16 protein-coding genes are annotated in these 15420 nt (G+C 55.6%); 3 read left to right on the plus strand and 13 right to left on the minus strand.

Features of this window, described 5'->3' with window-relative positions; all coding sequences use genetic code 11:
• The first annotated feature begins 1 nt into the window (after window position 1).
• The 3 genes from KTE_RS01450 (at window position 2) to KTE_RS01460 (ending at window position 1189) form a co-directional block, all read left to right on the plus strand.
• Window positions 2–280: a hypothetical protein gene (locus KTE_RS01450; protein ID WP_201377704.1), complete on the plus strand. Its 279-nt coding sequence runs from the start codon at window positions 2–4 to the stop codon at window positions 278–280.
• On the plus strand, window positions 277–450 hold the full coding sequence (locus tag KTE_RS01455; RefSeq protein ID WP_201377706.1) for a hypothetical protein: 174 nt from the start codon (window positions 277–279) through the stop codon (window positions 448–450). The genes KTE_RS01450 and KTE_RS01455 overlap by 4 nt, the downstream gene beginning before the upstream one ends.
• Before the next feature lie 271 nt (window positions 451–721).
• Window positions 722–1189: a CBS domain-containing protein gene (locus KTE_RS01460; RefSeq protein WP_201377714.1), complete on the plus strand. Its 468-nt coding sequence runs from the start codon at window positions 722–724 to the stop codon at window positions 1187–1189.
• A gap of 172 nt (window positions 1190–1361) precedes the next feature.
• Here KTE_RS01460 and KTE_RS01465 read toward each other — a convergent pair whose 3' ends face one another.
• The 13 genes from KTE_RS01465 to KTE_RS01525 all read right to left on the minus strand — a co-directional run bounded on the left by KTE_RS01465 (window position 1362) and on the right by KTE_RS01525 (window position 15234).
• A complete protein-coding gene (locus KTE_RS01465; RefSeq protein WP_201377716.1) occupies window positions 1362–2609 on the minus strand; it encodes an FAD-binding oxidoreductase in 1248 nt (415 codons plus the stop codon).
• A gap of 143 nt (window positions 2610–2752) precedes the next feature.
• Window positions 2753–3817: a S9 family peptidase gene (locus tag KTE_RS01470; RefSeq protein ID WP_201377724.1), complete on the minus strand. Its 1065-nt coding sequence runs from the start codon at window positions 3815–3817 to the stop codon at window positions 2753–2755.
• Between the two features lie 36 nt (window positions 3818–3853).
• On the minus strand, window positions 3854–4576 hold the full coding sequence (locus tag KTE_RS01475) for an ABC transporter ATP-binding protein (protein ID WP_201377725.1): 723 nt from the start codon (window positions 4574–4576) through the stop codon (window positions 3854–3856).
• 4 nt (window positions 4577–4580) lie between these two features.
• On the minus strand, window positions 4581–5312 hold the full coding sequence (locus KTE_RS01480; protein WP_201377727.1) for an ABC transporter ATP-binding protein: 732 nt from the start codon (window positions 5310–5312) through the stop codon (window positions 4581–4583).
• A complete protein-coding gene (locus KTE_RS01485) occupies window positions 5309–6370 on the minus strand; it encodes a branched-chain amino acid ABC transporter permease (RefSeq protein ID WP_201377728.1) in 1062 nt (353 codons plus the stop codon). The genes KTE_RS01480 and KTE_RS01485 overlap by 4 nt, the downstream gene beginning before the upstream one ends.
• Window positions 6367–7245, minus strand: coding sequence for a branched-chain amino acid ABC transporter permease (locus KTE_RS01490; protein WP_201377729.1), 879 nt, complete (start codon window positions 7243–7245; stop codon window positions 6367–6369). Before KTE_RS01490 ends, KTE_RS01485 begins: the two co-directional genes overlap by 4 nt.
• A gap of 173 nt (window positions 7246–7418) precedes the next feature.
• Window positions 7419–8669, minus strand: coding sequence for an amino acid ABC transporter substrate-binding protein (locus KTE_RS01495; RefSeq protein ID WP_201377730.1), 1251 nt, complete (start codon window positions 8667–8669; stop codon window positions 7419–7421).
• A 182-nt stretch (window positions 8670–8851) separates the two neighbouring features.
• Window positions 8852–10162 (minus strand): dihydrolipoamide acetyltransferase family protein, encoded by a 1311-nt coding sequence (locus KTE_RS01500; RefSeq protein WP_201377731.1) that lies wholly within the window; start codon window positions 10160–10162, stop codon window positions 8852–8854.
• Between the two features lie 80 nt (window positions 10163–10242).
• Entirely contained in the window at window positions 10243–11544 is a 1302-nt protein-coding gene (locus KTE_RS01505) for a Xaa-Pro peptidase family protein (protein WP_201377732.1), read from the minus strand.
• A 24-nt stretch (window positions 11545–11568) separates the two neighbouring features.
• Window positions 11569–12576, minus strand: coding sequence for an alpha-ketoacid dehydrogenase subunit beta (locus KTE_RS01510; protein ID WP_201377733.1), 1008 nt, complete (start codon window positions 12574–12576; stop codon window positions 11569–11571).
• On the minus strand, window positions 12569–13582 hold the full coding sequence (locus tag KTE_RS01515; protein ID WP_201377734.1) for a thiamine pyrophosphate-dependent dehydrogenase E1 component subunit alpha: 1014 nt from the start codon (window positions 13580–13582) through the stop codon (window positions 12569–12571). Before KTE_RS01515 ends, KTE_RS01510 begins: the two co-directional genes overlap by 8 nt.
• An 18-nt stretch (window positions 13583–13600) precedes the next feature.
• Window positions 13601–14482 (minus strand): NAD(P)-dependent oxidoreductase, encoded by an 882-nt coding sequence (locus tag KTE_RS01520; protein ID WP_201377735.1) that lies wholly within the window; start codon window positions 14480–14482, stop codon window positions 13601–13603.
• A 53-nt stretch (window positions 14483–14535) separates the two neighbouring features.
• Entirely contained in the window at window positions 14536–15234 is a 699-nt protein-coding gene (locus KTE_RS01525; protein ID WP_201377736.1) for a FadR/GntR family transcriptional regulator, read from the minus strand.
• Window positions 15235–15420: the final 186 nt, after the last annotated feature.

Consider the following 15420-nt stretch of genomic DNA (forward strand, 5'->3'; position numbering starts at 1 on the left):
TTTGTTCCTTTCGCGTAGTCGGCCAAGCATAGCAAAGAAAATCCCATCAGTCAAGAGGCCGCCAGCCAAAACTGTGACGGATCGGCATACCCTGTTTGCGGCCCGTCGGCACGATGCGAGGGAACGCGCCAGTGTCGGCGAGCAGTTGGCTGTCCGGCAGACCGAGACACAATTGGGGCGAGTGTTTGAGCAACTCCACATCACCTCGATTGCCGCGCGTTCTCCCCAAGCCAAGGGCCGCGTGGAGCGCTTGTGGGGACGTTTCAAGATCGGTTGGTGAGCGAATTACGCTTGGCTGGGGCCTGCACGCGGGATGAAACCAATGCCCTCCTCGTAAAGCCTGATGCTTTGACGAAACAAGGCTTTCACCGCATCATCGACATTCACGCCGGTTGGAACCCCCTTTTCACGGGCAGCGGTACTGGGCACGCCTCGTGCCTGATGCGCTGACAAGGCTGCTTTCCTGGTATGAGGAGGGGGCGTTGACTCCACGGCGACCGCACATTGCTCTCCTGTCCAATGGTGGGAATATGCTCCTGCGCCTCGTAGATCATCAAATCCACGAGAAAATCGTGTTGGCTACCAGAATATGAGTATTGGCGCGCCTGTCCGATAGGCAGAATGCTTCACTCTGACACGCCAGAAAGAACTCAGCGGCATGTTACAATAGAAACAAGAGATGGCTGTTTCGCGATGGGTTACCAGAAGGAGACAAACATCGATGAAGGTTCGCAATGTAATGACTAAGGATGTCATTGTGGTCAATGAAGACCAGACAATGCAACAGGCAGCTCACCTTTTGTCTGAATACAAAATCAGTGGGATGCCTGTGGTAAACAGCGACAACGTTATCGTAGGAATCGTTACGGAGTTTGATGTTATTGCCAGAAAAGGGCAACTGGTGCGCGATATCATGACGCGAAGCGTCATAACCGTCAGCGAGGAGACCGAGTTGGAGGAGGTCAGTCGTATTCTCGTCCATGAGCGCATTCGTCGCCTCCTAGTCGTGAGTCGAGGGCGGTTGGTGGGCATCATCAGTCGCGCTGACCTGGTCAAGGCCGTCGCGGCCCACTGGTTCTGTCCCATCTGTGGCGAGGTCATGCGCGCGCTTGAGCCACCCACAACCTGTATGCGCTGTGGCGCCCAGGCCTATGCCAGCATGACCGAACCAGTAGCACCAGGCTTTTAACGATTTCGAACGGCTTCGAAAAACTGAAGCTCATACGTTTCATCACGCCTTCATCGCGTCACAGCCACAAGCTATTGTTTACTATCAAATACATTCGTATTCAATGTACATAGAACGCATCTGTGGCGAAGGCTTTCGCCACAGATGCTCTTTTTTAATCCCATACCTTTGCTCAGGAGAGAAGCGTCGAGCGCTTCAGGCGGAAGGGCTCAAGGGCGGCGGCGCGCCGTGGCTGATCAAGCGACTCCGCCAGGAGTTGGCCTACACGCATGGCAAAGGGCATACCATGCCCTGTAAAGCCACCTATACCCCAGACACTGGGCAGAGCCGGCTCTTGATCAATAATGGGGATGTAATCCGGGGTAAAGGCCATCGTTCCGCCCCAACGCTGCGCCACGCGCAGGTGTGCCAGGTCAGGAAAGAGTGTGGGAATCACTTGCTCAAGGGCGCCCTGCACCTCAGACGATGTCGTCTGCTCGCGTATGTTCACATCACGTCCAGGCGCTATGGCCCGACAGCCTCCGATGACGATAGAGCCATCCAGGGTCTGCTGCCCATATTCCTCGCTTGGCGTGAACGCGGCAAAGATGCCTGATTCAAAAATGCGCTGGGGAAACGGCTCATAGGCCAGCATCTGCCCGCGAACCGGTGTAATCAAGGGACGGAATGCGGGTAAGAGATCGCCCACCCAGGCGTTGGTCGCCACGACCACCTGCCGGGTACGTATGCTTCCCTGGGCCGCCCGTACCACGACGTCCTCACCCTCGCTCGCTAACTGTCCAACCTCGGCCTGCAGGAAGCGCGCCCCGTGGCGTTGTGCCACTCGCGCCAGTTCATGCACCAGGCGCGCCGAATGCACCAGCCCGCCCTGCGCCCACAAGGTCCCGCCCAAAATACGCTCTCCCAGGCGTGTGTGGATACGTTCCTGCACCTCCTGACGCGTCAATACCTGTACCTCGTAGCCATCAGCCTCCTTGGTGGCGGCGGCGTGTGCCAGGTGCTCCAGTTCCTGTTCGCTCAATGCCAGCCCGATATGGCCAGTTTCGCGGTACTGGCAATCAAACTGCTCATCGGCTATGACCTGGCGCAAGAGCGCCTGGTTCTCCAGGGTGAGGCGTAAGATCGCCTGCGCGACCTGGGCGCCATGGCGCTTGATAGCAGAGGGATAGCCTTCCGCGAGGCCGATGGCGACAATACCCCCATTGCGACCCGTCGCGCCGTAAGCCAGGTGCGCGCGCTCCAGCAACACTGGCGCTCTGCCTGCCCTTGCCAGCCAGTAGCTGAGCGCGACGCCCACGATGCCGCCTCCAATAATTACGATATCAGCCTCGGCAGGAAGCTGACTCTCAAGCGGCAGCGCCTCTACAGTTCGCTGCCAATAGGAAATAGATGTGTGTTCGGGGTCCACTGGGGTTTGCAAGCGGCCTACTCCTTCCTCATGAGCGCAAGCGGCTCTGACTCATCAACAGTCATCATGCCACAAGCATAGGGCACTAGCGTCCCCTCGTCAAGGGAAGGTGCGACTGGTATGGTGGATATCACTGTTCTATACGCCCCTCCCCACTAACTCAACTGCTTCCGCATCCAGTCCGCCTGCTGTGGGCGATGCTTATAGGGGATGTTGTTGCAGACGTGATTCCCATCCACAAAGAACCAGAGTTCGGCGTTTGCTCCGGCCTCGGACGCAATACGCTTTCCATGTTCTGGAGAAACCAGCCCATCCTGCCCTCCCTGAATGACGAGCAATGGACCTTGCACGCGTTCCGCAACTCCTTGCAGGGAGAACTGTTCCAGTCTTTTGACTGCCTCTTCCTCGCTTGTGGCCTTGAGACGAAAAACCATGGCATCCCGACTGAGTTGTGGGCGTCCGCGAAAGTTCTCAAGCTGATTGTAGGCACCGCAATTTTCAATTGTGGCCTTGACGCGCTTTTCAAAGGCCGCGGCCCGCACAACGTAATGGCCTCCAAAACTCACTCCCATCAAGCCCACACGCCTGGCGTCTACATCTGGGCGGCGCTCCAGGTAGTCAATCGCATAGCGAATGGGTGCCTCATAGTCATGACGCATAGCGTGCTCAAACTCCATCTCGCCCTGACCAGGGCCGTCAATGGCGAGGACCGCCATTCCGCGTCGCAGGAAGTCCTCGCCGTAAACATGCAATTCCTCTTTTACTGAGTCTAGACCTGGTACCAGGATGACAACCGGGGGGCGAGGCGTATGCCAGGGTTTGCGCAAAATGCCATACATGGTGGCGCCCCCCTCATAGGGAATGGAGACTCGCTCGCCAGGAAAGAGAAAGTATGGTAATGCGCGCTGATAGTCACGCACCACGTGCTCATGGGCGTTCCGCAGTTGGTGCGGATCCTGGACAAAGAGATATTTGCCAAAGTGATAGCACATGGCCGCGTGGAAATAGTGCTCACCCGCAGTCTCATAGTATCCGCTGGCTTCAGCGTCGGCACCCAATTGTTCGTGTATGGCGCCGCAGTCAGCCCATGTCTGACACCATGCATCCCATCTCTCAATACTGTTCGTGACCCGTGTGAAATCATTGACATCAATGCCATTAGCAACAAAGCGAGGTGCCCAGTTTGTAATGGCACTTTGAACACGTGCGTCTCTCTCCATCTCACGCTCCTTTATGCGATTGCTTGCTCCGTCTGCTCAGGTATTCGAAAGAGTTCCGCCCAGGTACAAGCGCGCGATCTCGGGGTTGTTCAGGACTTCGGAGTGTGTTCCCGTCAAACGCACTTGCCCGTTTTCTAGCACAATACCCTGATCCGCCAGGCTCAGGCCAGTGCGTGCATTCTGTTCCACCAGTACAATTGTCCTACCGGTACTCTGCAAGAGGCGAATCGTCTCAATGACGTGTTTGAAGGTATGGGGGTCGAGACCCATTGATGGCTCATCTAGCAGGATTACGCGCGGATCAAGCATCAGGCAGCGCGCGAACTCAACGAGGCGTTGCTGCCCTCCCGATAAGCTCCCGGCCTTCTCACGTGCCCGCAGTTTGACGAGTGGAAACAACGCTTGAATTTCTTGCAGGCGACTCCTGATGAGCCGGGCATCCTTGAGCAGGTAGGCCCCTAGTTCGATGTTTTCATACACGGTCATGCTGGGAAAGAGGCTATGGCTTTGCGGAACCTGTACGATACCTAGAGCCAGGATCTGGCGTGGCGAGAGGCCTACAAGCGAGCGCCCCTCGAAGGAGATAGCGCCTTTCCGTGGCTTCAACAGGCCACTAAGTACCCGCAAGACCGTCGATTTTCCTGCGCCATTTGGCCCGACGATACAGGTCGTGGTTCCTTGCGCTATGGCTATGTCAACCCCTTTGAGAATGTCGCCTCCATCGTAACCAGCATAGACATCACGAAGTTGTAGTAGCATCTCCTTAGTCTCCCAGGTAGGCTTGTAGGACGTCGGGATTGGCTCGCACCTCCGCTGGCGTTCCTTCGGCAATGCTGTTTCCACGATGCATGACCGTGACCCGGTGGCATAATTCCATCACAAACTCCATATTGTGCTCAACGATTAGAAAAGTCACCCCTCGTTGATTGAGGGTACGAATACGGTCGGCCAGGTAATTGACCATGGTGGGGTTGACTCCTCCTGCTGGCTCATCCAGGAGAATCACCTGCGGCTCAGCAATCAGAATAAAGGCGAACTCCAGTAATTTTCGCTGCCCAAAGGACAGATTGCCCGCGGGCAGATCCTTAAGCGTGTGCAAGCCCACAAACTCCAGTAGTTCGAGCGCGCGTTGCCGCTCATGAGATGCGCTCCACCAGCGAAACATCCCCCTGAGATCCGTGCGTTGCACGGCCACGTGCATATTTTCGAGTACCGTGAGACGCGGAAAGATACGCGTCAATTGAAAGGTGCGCCCTATCCCCAGGCGAAAGATTGTGTCAGGCGCTTTATTTGTGATATCCTGGGCCTGGAAACGTACCTGCCCACTATCAGCCCGCTCGTAGCCAGTAATAATATTAAACATCGTGGTCTTGCCTGAGCCATTGGGACCAATCAGTCCGGTAATCGTCCCCTGCGCCACCGAGAGCGAGCACGTGTCCAGGGCCTGAATGCCGCCAAAGGCTTTGTACATATCCTGGATTTCTAAGCAATTCATAGATTGGCTTCCTCTTTCGTTTCTACCTCCGGGCTTCCATCTTCCTCCGCTGCAGGCCTATGGCTCACCATGCTCGTCGTGCGATCTCGTTTCTGCGCTCGCACGGCCTGAAATCTGCTCCACCTCACCTGTAGCGAGGGGACAATGCCCTGGGGCAAAAGCAGGATCACCACCAGGAAGAGTGCGCCATAGACGATCAGATAGTAGCCGTTTTGCCCATACGCCAACGCAAAATATTGCTGCGTTGGTTCCAGGATCAATGCCCCCAGGAGTGGACCCGTAATGGTGCCCAGCCCCCCGAGAAAAGCCATCAAGGCGATGGCGATATCGAACATGGGATCAAAGGCCGTCGCGGGATAGACCGCTTCGACAAAATACGCCCAGATGGCGCCCGCCATCCCCACGATCAACGCGGCAAGCGCAAAGGCGAGCAGCTTGGATATTCCAGTCTTTACGCCTAGGCCAAGCGCGCGATCCTCGTCATCGCGAATTGCCAGCAGACCCAGCCCATATTTTGAGTGGCGTACTCCCCAGGAGACCGTCAGCGTTAACAGAAGCAGCGCCAATGTCACATAGTAGAAGGGAATATTAAAGAAATCACCGCCCCAATCGAGGGGAATGGGGAGGCTGAGACCAGTAGAGCCTTTCGTAAGCCAGGAGAGATTATAGGCCAGTAACTGGATGATAAAAAACATGGCAATCGTGATCACCACAAAGGTATGGCGCCGTACCCGTAATGCAATCCAGCCCAGGGGGATGGCAATCAATGCCGCGATGAGCCCTGCCAGGGGGACCAGGAGAAAGGGTGCGTAACCACCAGCAATATGCCAATCCTGGCAGAGGATAGCCAGTGCATAGGCACCCAGGCCAAAGTAGGCGGCATGCCCCAGGGCAACATAGCCCGTATACCCGGCGAGAATATTCCACCCACTGGTTGCGACCGCGAAGATGAGCGTGAAGACCGCGATTGTGGTCACGGTAGGATCAGAGAAGAGAAGTGGGAAGGCGCAGGCAAAGACCAGGAGTATTCCTCCTCCCGCAAACGTGGCGATCCTCATTGTTTTCTTCCTTCCCTCCGTCCAAACAATCCCTGGGGGCGCAGCACCAGGATGAGCACCAGCAAGAGAAAGAAGACAGTATTGGCCCACACCGGGGACCAGGTAACGGCGGTGACGTCCTCGATCACCAGCATGCCCACAGAGGCCGCAAGAGCACCGGTTAAGCTCCCCATCCCTCCAAAGATGATAATCGCGAGCAGGCGTGAGATCAGGTCATAGGCGCTCCCGGCGTTGAAAGTATTGGTCGCGCCAAAGGCCATGCCCCCGGCGGCAGCTAGCGAGATCCCAATGCCAAAGGTAATCATCGAAACACGCTCGACATCGATGCCAATCAGTTCAGCTGCTGTCCGGTTCTCCATGGCCGCGCGCATACTGCGTCCAAAGCGTGTACGGTAGAGCAGCAGATAGAGCGCTCCCAGCAGCAATACTGCCAGCAGGAAACCAAATACATAAATGTAGGAGAGATAGAAACTGGCTATACGAAACGATGCCGTTACATACCAGGCGTGTAACTGGATATAGTCCGCTGAGAAGAGCAGGTTGAGGATACCTTCGATGATGAGGGCAATGCCAAACGTTACCAGGATAGACAACATGGTGCGATCCCGCCTGATCGGGCGAATAAAGAACCACTCAATCAGCATGCCCAGGAGAAACAGACAGGGCATCGTGATGAGGAGGCCCAGGAATAAATCGATGTGTAGTTGTTGCTCCAAAACATAGCTCAGGTACGCTCCCAGGATCACAAGCGCCCCCTGCCCGATATTGATAATATCCATCACGCCAAATACCAATGTCAGTCCCGATGCCATTAAGGCATACACGCCACCCGTTAAAATTCCCGTAATGATGGCCTCTATAATAATGCCGACCATGCAGCCTCCTTCTATGGGCTGGAAGATGGGTAATCCCTCCCCGGTTAGCACAAGCGTTATCAGGGGGATAAAGCATCTGTAGAGATGAGCGCGCCTGCCATCTGTTCAGTACTCGGAAGATGGCAGGCACCACTCCTGCCAGGCGCGTCGTTGTGTCTGGCAGAAACAGCATACTAGGGCCAGTTCGGTTTAGGGTAGACAGGTTTCGCCGTGGCAATGCTGGCCGGATAGACACGCTGCACGGAACCACCCTGCCACTGGAAGGTAAAGCCCTTGCCATCGACGTTCTCGCCTACGTCGTTGAACTTTACATCCCCTTGCAGCGTCTGGAAGGTGTTGCCCGCGTGCAATGTGGCGAGCAATTGCTTATTGTCGATACTATGAGCCTTGTTCACGGCTTGTGCCAGGACCTGCCCTGCCGCGTAGGCCTCCGCTGTATCGGCGCTGATCTGGTCAGCTGTCCCGCCATATTTAGCGATATAGTCTTGGACCATCTGCGCGTTTTGATAGGTCGTCAGACCCGGAGCCCAGGCATTGGGAAAGAAGATGCCTTCCGCAACAGAGGCTCCTCCTATGGGGCCGGTAAATTGCGCTCCCTGATCAGGCCCCGCGGAGGCAACAATAGCCTTGGGGTTAAAGTGCTGCTGCTTGAAGGCCTGCACATACGCGGTCGCGTCGGGGAGCATCGAGCCTAACACGACGAGTTGCGCATTAGAGGCGATGATCTTCTGCGCGATGGGGGTGAAGTCGGTAGTTTCTGCCGGGTACACCTGGTACGAAGCGGTTTTTACGCCCCCTTGTTCCAGTAGCTGGCGTGCCCGGTCGATCATGGGCTGTGTAAAGGGATCGTCTTCCGTCGCATAGGCCACCGTCTGTGGGCGCTGATTAGCTGGCAGCGAGAGGATATATTCGACAAAGCTATCCATCTGATTCACAATAGGGGCGGTTACATCAAAAATATTATGCAAGCCCTGGGTAAAGACTGAGGGACCGCCACCAGAACCTTCCAGCATGGCATAGCTATAGCGATTTGCCACCACGGATGCTGGCTTGGTTAAGAGCGTTGAATAGGGGCCGAAGACAAGGTCGTCATGGTTATTGGTAATCAGCTTCTGATAGTTGGTAACAACCTGGGTTGTATTGCTCCCATCAGAGAGAAAATCCAGCTTTACCTGGCGCCCAAGCAGCCCACCATTTTTATTCACGGTATCGGCCCATAGCTGATAGCCTTGCTCAGTCGCCTTGCCATCGGCGGAGAAGTCGCCTGAGAGCGAGACAGAGACGCCAATTTTGATGGGCGCCTGAGACTGGCCATTCGTGGCTGTATTATTCTGCGTGCAGGCGCTGCACATCAGCAACACTATCATCAAGAGCGCCAGCAGTGGAAGTCTGTTGCGTTGCCAGAAAGTGTGTCGTCCTACCACGGGTGTTCTCCTTAGTACTGCAAAATATTCGTCAAAAGATTGCCAGGGGAGGCTAGCGCCTGGCCTGACATCGTGGGAGTTATCATGCGCAATTGGGATGTGCTATGAATGACAAGTGGTGCCTTGTATGTTCGCTTGCTTTCCCTCCTTTCATGCCTCGCGAGCCTACTGTATGGGAATCACTACTGCAATAGCCCTAGCGGCTCCTCAATGAGATCCGCGAGCAGCGACAAAAATTTGGCCCCCAACGCGCCATCGACGGCGCGATGATCGCATGAGAGAGTCAGCATCATCGTAGGTTGAACCATGGGCTGTTTCTGTACAGGCACCACGCGTTCCGCGATACGGCCCACTGCCAGAATCGCAACCTGTGGCGGCTGAATAATGGCGTTAAACGCGTCGATGTTGTGCATCCCCAGGTTGCTGATCGTAAACGTTGCTTCACGCAGGTCTTCTGGTCTCAGTTTTCTGGCCAGGGCCCTGGCTACCAGGTCTCTGCGTCGCCGGGTAATCTCTTGCAGGCTCAATGTATCTGCCTGGTGAATGACGGGCACAACCAGCCCATGCTCGGTAGCCACGGCCAGACCTATATGGATATCTTGCTCTAGATGCAACGTTCCTTCGCTCCATGAGGCATTGAGCCGTGGCGAGGTACGTAGCGCCAGCGCCACAATTTTTACCAGCAGATCGGTGTAGCTTGTCTGCTCGGTTGCGTGCTTGCGCCTATGTTGATACCAGGCCTCTAAGCGACTGGCATTGACCTCGCGCACCAGGTAAAAATGAGGCACGCTCGTCCAGCTCTGGGTTGTGCGCTCAGCCATGATGCGCCAGATGGTGCTCAATGGCTGATCCTGCTTTTCATGTACTGCCGCAGCTTGAGGCATAGATACGACATCTGCCGCCAGTACGGCCCCCCCTGGTCCACTCCCTTTGATCTGCGCGAGATCTTTTCCCTGCTCTGCCGCTAATCGTCGTGCTTTGGGCGAGGCCATCGTTAAACGCGGTGTCGTCTGGGCTATTGGAGTGGCAGGTTGCTGCTTATGTGCTACCTGCTGATTGCGCAAATAGGTCATGACGTCCGCCTTTTGAATGCGTTTGCCCTCGGCCTGAACAAGGCTCAGATCCAGGTTGTGCTCAGCGGCGATGCGCGACGCCAGGGGGCTGGCAGGCAGAGACGACGGCCGGAGCGTGTGTTCTCCCAGGGAAGACAGCGAGGCATGTGTTGCCTCCCCGGCACTGGCTGCCTTTTCGCCTGGAGCAAGAATCGTGGCAATGACCTGCCCTACCGGAACCTCCTCGCCAGGCCCGGCTACGATCTGGTCGAGCACGCCATCGGCGGGAGCTTCGATCTCGACCGTGGCTTTGTCGGTCTCGATTTCTACCAGGGGGTCTCCCTTTGTGACCTGCTCGCCACTAGCTTTGAGCCAGGTAATGATCTTCCCCGTGTCTTGCGACATTCCCAATGCTGGTAAGATAACTTGTGCCGTCACCATGGACCTCCTAGAAAGCGTGGGAAGCGAGGGTTTTATAGCACCAGACACACCCTTTTCTTCTCACTGGACATCGCATGTGTTCACTTATTCGACTGGGCATTGAGATTGGACTGGGATTCACGTATAGCAGCGAGGGGGCCTGTCGCAGTGTAGTAGTGCGCTCCAGCCACCAGCAATTGTTCCGCGGGGAAACGCGTAATGACCTCACAGCCATCATGGGTCACTACCAGTTGCTCTTCGATGCGCGCCGCGGACCAGCCATCTGAAGCGGGCCAGAACGTTTCCAGGGCAAAAACCATCCCTTCCGCAATGACCTCGGGATGTTCAAGCGAGACCAGGCGGCTGAAAATAGGCTTCTCCCAGATCGAGAGTCCGACGCCATGCCCATATTGGAGCGCGAATGCGGCCTCTTCGTTGGGGAAACCAAACTCCTCGGCTTTGGGCCAGAGCTTGACGATATCAGCTGTGGTAACACCCGGCTTGATGGCATTGATGGCTCGATCCAGGATCTCCCGACACCGTTTATAGGCATCGACCTGGGCCTGGGAGGCGCTCCCCACGACAAAGGTGCGGTAGTAACAGGTGCGATACCCGTTGTAGCTATGCAAGATATCAAAGTAGGCTGGATCGCCTGGTCTCAAGGCGCGATCCGTATAGACGTGCGGGTGGGGGCTGCACCGCTCGCCCGAGATGGCATTGACACCCTCGACATGCTCCGAACCCAGATCATAGAGCACTTTGCTGACCAACCCGACACACTCATTCTCGCGGATCCCCGGTTTTAGCGCTCGATAGAGCTCGTCATACGCCGCATCGACCATCATACAGGCCGTCGCCAGGAGCGTAATCTCATCCTCTGTCTTGATTAAGCGCGCCTGTTGCAATAATTGCTGTCCATCGACCACCTGAATACCCTCGGCCTGCAAGGCGAAGAGCACCGGCAATTCGACCACATCTACTCCCAATGGCTCGTGGAGGAGCCCACGTTCCTCTAGCTCGATGCGAATTTTGCGCGCCACATCTTCAGCGCGGCCAGACTCTGGCGACATAGCACCGCGTTGTGTGGAGATACCCGCGCGCGAACGCTCACTCAGCCACGGCGCATACAGTTGGTGATGGCGCGCGGCTGAGCCGAAGTCCCACATGATCGGCTCATCGTCCTGGGGTAAAAGAGAGAAACGGGCCAGCTTATCCATGGCCCAGGTGCCAATGTGGGTTGCCGTAATATAGCGAATGTTATTCATATCGAAGCAGAGGAGCGCCCCCATCTCCGATGCTTTCAGCAGATGTTTGATCCGCGCAAGGCGCGTGGTGCGTAAGCGCTCAAAATTCGCGCGCTCCTCCCAGTCTACGCCCATCAAGCCATAGGTTTTGATCGCCATATCGCTCTCCTTCGTTGGAAATGTCTAGACACGACCACATAACGTTTTGGCTATATCTACCACCGCGGTGGCGGTAGGGACTGTGAGGTCCTCCAGGACGGGAGAAAAGGGTACCGGCACATTCATAGCGCCCATGCGCCTGACCGGGGCATCCAGGTAGTAGAACGCGCCCTCGGCAATGACTGCGGCAAGTTCCGCGGTGACGCCATAGCGTTCGTACCCTTCATCGACTACAATCACGCGACTGGTCTTTCTGGCTGACTCGATCAAGGTCGCGCTATCCAGGGGAACAGTAGTACGCGGATCAACCACCTCCGCGCTTATCCCCAGTGTCTCAAGCTTCTCCGCCGCCTCAAGCGCGACCTGTACCATACTGCTGGTCGCGACCAGGGTAATATCGGTTCCGGCGCGTTTGATATCAGCCACCCCAAAGGGAATGGTATAGTCGCCTTCGGGTATCGGGCCTTTCAACTGATACATCATCTTATCTTCGAAGAAGATGACAGGGTTCTCATCGCGAATGGCCGTCTTGAGTAGCCCCTTCGCGTCATATGGCGTGGATGGCAGGGCGACCTTTAAACCAGGAATATGACTCACCCAGGAGTGCAGGCTCTGACTATGCTGAGCCGCGGTGCGACGGGTTGCCCCCAGGGTCGTACGCACGACCAGGGGGACTTTGAGCTTCCCACCGGACATATAGTGAACCTTGGCCGCCTGGTTCACGATCTGGTCAAGGGCGAGGGTAATAAAGTCGCCAAACATAATGTCGATAATGGGGCGCATGCCTGTCATTGCGCCGCCGACTCCCATGCCTGTAATTCCAGCCTCCGAGATGGGAGTATCGATGACACGCGCGGGCCCAAACTCCTCAACGAGGCCGGAGAGGACTTTGAATGGCGTCCCGGCTTCGGCCACGTCTTCACCCATGATGAAGACACGCGGATCCCGACGCATTTCCTCGGCCAGGGCCTCGCGAATCGCCTGCCCAAGTGTGGTCTCCTGGACCTTCTGGTTGGCTGTGGTGCTAAGCATAGACATCTTGTTCCACCTCGCCTGGCTGGGGAAAAGGTGCAGAGAGTGCGAAGTACTCGCCTTCCGCAACCTCGGTTCTCACGCGTTGTTCGATTTGCGTAAACGTTTCATGCCCCGCGAAGCCCACTGTACCCAACCATTCGGCGAGGAGCTTGAGGGGGTCGCGGTGTTGTATCCAGTGCTCCTCCTCTTCTTTCGCTCGGTAGTAGGAGCGCTGAATATCGCCGACATGGTGTCCAAAGTAGCGATAGGTATCACACAGGAGGAAGGCAGGCCCCTCGCCCTGGCGCGCTCGCTCAACCACGCGGTGCGCGGCTGCGTAGACAACGCGCACATCCTGCCCATCAATCTCTTCAGTCAAAAGACCAAAGGCCCTGGCCCGGTGCGCCATCTCGCCTGCTGTGGTTTCAGCATTGTGTGTGTATTCGTTGTACTGGTTGTTTTCGCAGACATAGACCACGGGCAGCTTCCATAAGGACGCCATATTCATGACTTCGTAGAGAAGTCCCTGCCCAAGCGCACCGTCGCCAAAGAAGCAGACCGCGACCTGGTCGCTCCCCCGCATCTTACTGGACATCGCAGCCCCGGTGGCAATGCCAGCACTTCCACCCACAATGGCATTAGCGCCCAGATTCCCTGTGTCCTGGTCGGCGATATGCATGGACCCACCCTTGCCCCGGCAATAGCCCGCTTCTTTACCCAGCAGTTCCGCAAACATGCGGTCTACTCTGGCCCCCTTGGCGAGACAATGACCATGCCCCCGATGTGTACTGGTGATGTAGTCATCGCGTCGTAAGGCCTGGCAGATGCCAACCGCTATCGCCTCCTCACCACTATAGAGGTGCGCCAGGCCAGGCATTCTGGCGGTACGATAGAGTTCGTTGACATGCTCTTCAAAGACGCGAATCTTGAGCATCTGTTCATACATAGCCAGCCAACGTGCCTGCTCCTCATCCCCTTGCGTGTACTCTGGATGAACAGAATTGGATGCCTCTGGCTGTAACATGGCGTTCTCCCACAGCTATTACAGATCGATGCCGGACATACGAGCCAAAACCTTGTAGACGATGGCGAAGTCATGTTTGGCCAGGCCCTGGGCGCGGGCCGCTGTCAGTAACTGATTGCTGAGTGCAACACTGGGAAGCGCCACATCGAGTTGTCGCCCCAGTTCTTCCGCCAACAGCATATCTTTTTGCATCATGTTTACATCGAACCAGGCCTCTTCAGGCATGTTGAGAATAAAGGGAGTGCGATACTTGAGAGAGGGAGAGGCAACGACGCTATTGAGCATGACCTCAAGCGCCGTCTCCAGGGAGATACCTCCCTTTACGGCTAAGAGTAAGCCTTCATAGAAGCCCTCTATTTGCACCTGCAAATTCAGGTTAATGGCGATTTTCATCAAGACCGCCAGGCCATTTTCGCCGACGTAGTTGACGGTTGGGCCGATGTCCTGCAAGATCGGTAGCACCTGCTCAAAAATAGCTTTCTCGCCCCCAACCATCAGCGAGAGTTTCCCTTGCTCAAGCGTAATCACACTCCCAGACACGGGTGAGTCGAGCATGTGCGCTTCCTTTGCCGCCACCTGGGTGGCCAGGTGACGCGAAGCCGAGGGGCTGACCGTACTCATATCAATGTAGATTTTTCCAGCGCTCAGGCCGGACAGAATGCCATCGGGACCATGAAATACCTGGTGTAATGCGTTAGTATTGGTGACCATAGTAAAGAGAATGTCTGCCGCCTCAGCCACCGCTCGCGGAGAGTCACCCCAGCGCATGCCAGCATCGAGAAGCCATTGTGCCTTCGACCGGGTGCGATTATACCCGGTCACCGTATGCCCGGCATCCAGAAGCCGTTTTGTGACACGGCCTCCCATTGCCCCTAGCCCGATAAAGCCAAGATGAGCCATAACGTCCTCCAAATGCAACACACAACGTAAACAGGATCATACAAGACAAACTACTATGCAGGATCAGCACTATCCTCGCGCACCTGGCGTAAATGCTCACGCATGGCTGCACGCGCGGCCTCCGCATCACGCCTGATGACGCTATCAAAAATACGCTTATGATGAATTTGCCCGCGTTGAGGGCCTCCCGCAACGGAGAATATCTGTTTGCGTTGCTCACTCAGCAGGTTCACAATCGAGTTGGTCAGGAGTAGGATTAAAATATTTTGTGTGGCCTGTGCCAGGGCTTCGTGGAAACGATTGTCCGCGACAATAAACGCGTTGGCATCATGCATATGTGCATCCATGACTGCTATCGCTTCACGCATGGCTGTAATCTCTGTCTCTGTGGCACGCTCCGCAGCGATTGCAGCAATCTCCGTCTCCAGGATTTCGCGTACCTCCAAAAGATTCTCTGACCCTCCCATCTCCCCCAACTTCAACTTCATGACCAACCCAAGTGAGCTCTGGAGCGCGGTATGCACGCCATCAATGACAATTGTTCCGCGCCCCGGTCGCGTATCCACCAGCCCTTTCTGGGCCAGAATTTTCATGGCTTCACGCACGGCGGTTCGACTGACATGAAACTGTTTCGCCAGCTCAAGCTCTGTCGGGAGCCGGTCTCCGTTGCGCAATTCGCCATTGAGAATGCGCTGCTCAATTTGTTCAGCAATCTGCTTGAAAACTTTAGACGTTTGAATTGGTTCATACATAAATGCAAAATTTCCTGAAAAGTCCCTAGAAATACATTCTATCCAGAACTACAGGGATAAGATGATATAATCATCATACTAACTATATAAATAAAAGTCAATGCTAAATGGCTTTGCATATTTTTTTGCGTCCAATAAGAGTGTAAAGTCACAAGCATATGTATTCTAAGCAAGCGAAGGATATTC

Source organism: Ktedonobacter sp. SOSP1-85 (genome assembly GCF_016587415.1).
Lineage (GTDB): Bacteria > Chloroflexota > Ktedonobacteria > Ktedonobacterales > Ktedonobacteraceae > Ktedonobacter.

What these genes read in the sequence shown, in the direction of transcription:
- KTE_RS01485 (WP_201377728.1), bottom strand. Translation starts at nt 6,370, where the DNA reads ATGAGGATCGCCACGTTTGCGGGAGGAGGAATACTCCTGGTCTTTGCC.
- KTE_RS01505 (WP_201377732.1), bottom strand. Translation starts at nt 11,544, where the DNA reads ATGGCGATCAAAACCTATGGCTTGATGGGCGTAGACTGGGAGGAGCGC.
- KTE_RS01460 (WP_201377714.1), top strand. Translation starts at nt 722, where the DNA reads ATGAAGGTTCGCAATGTAATGACTAAGGATGTCATTGTGGTCAATGAA.
- KTE_RS01520 (WP_201377735.1), bottom strand. Translation starts at nt 14,482, where the DNA reads ATGGCTCATCTTGGCTTTATCGGGCTAGGGGCAATGGGAGGCCGTGTC.
- KTE_RS01510 (WP_201377733.1), bottom strand. Translation starts at nt 12,576, where the DNA reads ATGCTTAGCACCACAGCCAACCAGAAGGTCCAGGAGACCACACTTGGG.
- KTE_RS01490 (WP_201377729.1), bottom strand. Translation starts at nt 7,245, where the DNA reads ATGGTCGGCATTATTATAGAGGCCATCATTACGGGAATTTTAACGGGT.
- KTE_RS01480 (WP_201377727.1), bottom strand. Translation starts at nt 5,312, where the DNA reads ATGAATTGCTTAGAAATCCAGGATATGTACAAAGCCTTTGGCGGCATT.
- KTE_RS01470 (WP_201377724.1), bottom strand. Translation starts at nt 3,817, where the DNA reads ATGGAGAGAGACGCACGTGTTCAAAGTGCCATTACAAACTGGGCACCT.
- KTE_RS01515 (WP_201377734.1), bottom strand. Translation starts at nt 13,582, where the DNA reads ATGTTACAGCCAGAGGCATCCAATTCTGTTCATCCAGAGTACACGCAA.
- KTE_RS01475 (WP_201377725.1), bottom strand. Translation starts at nt 4,576, where the DNA reads ATGCTACTACAACTTCGTGATGTCTATGCTGGTTACGATGGAGGCGAC.
- KTE_RS01525 (WP_201377736.1), bottom strand. Translation starts at nt 15,234, where the DNA reads ATGTATGAACCAATTCAAACGTCTAAAGTTTTCAAGCAGATTGCTGAA.
- KTE_RS01500 (WP_201377731.1), bottom strand. Translation starts at nt 10,162, where the DNA reads ATGGTGACGGCACAAGTTATCTTACCAGCATTGGGAATGTCGCAAGAC.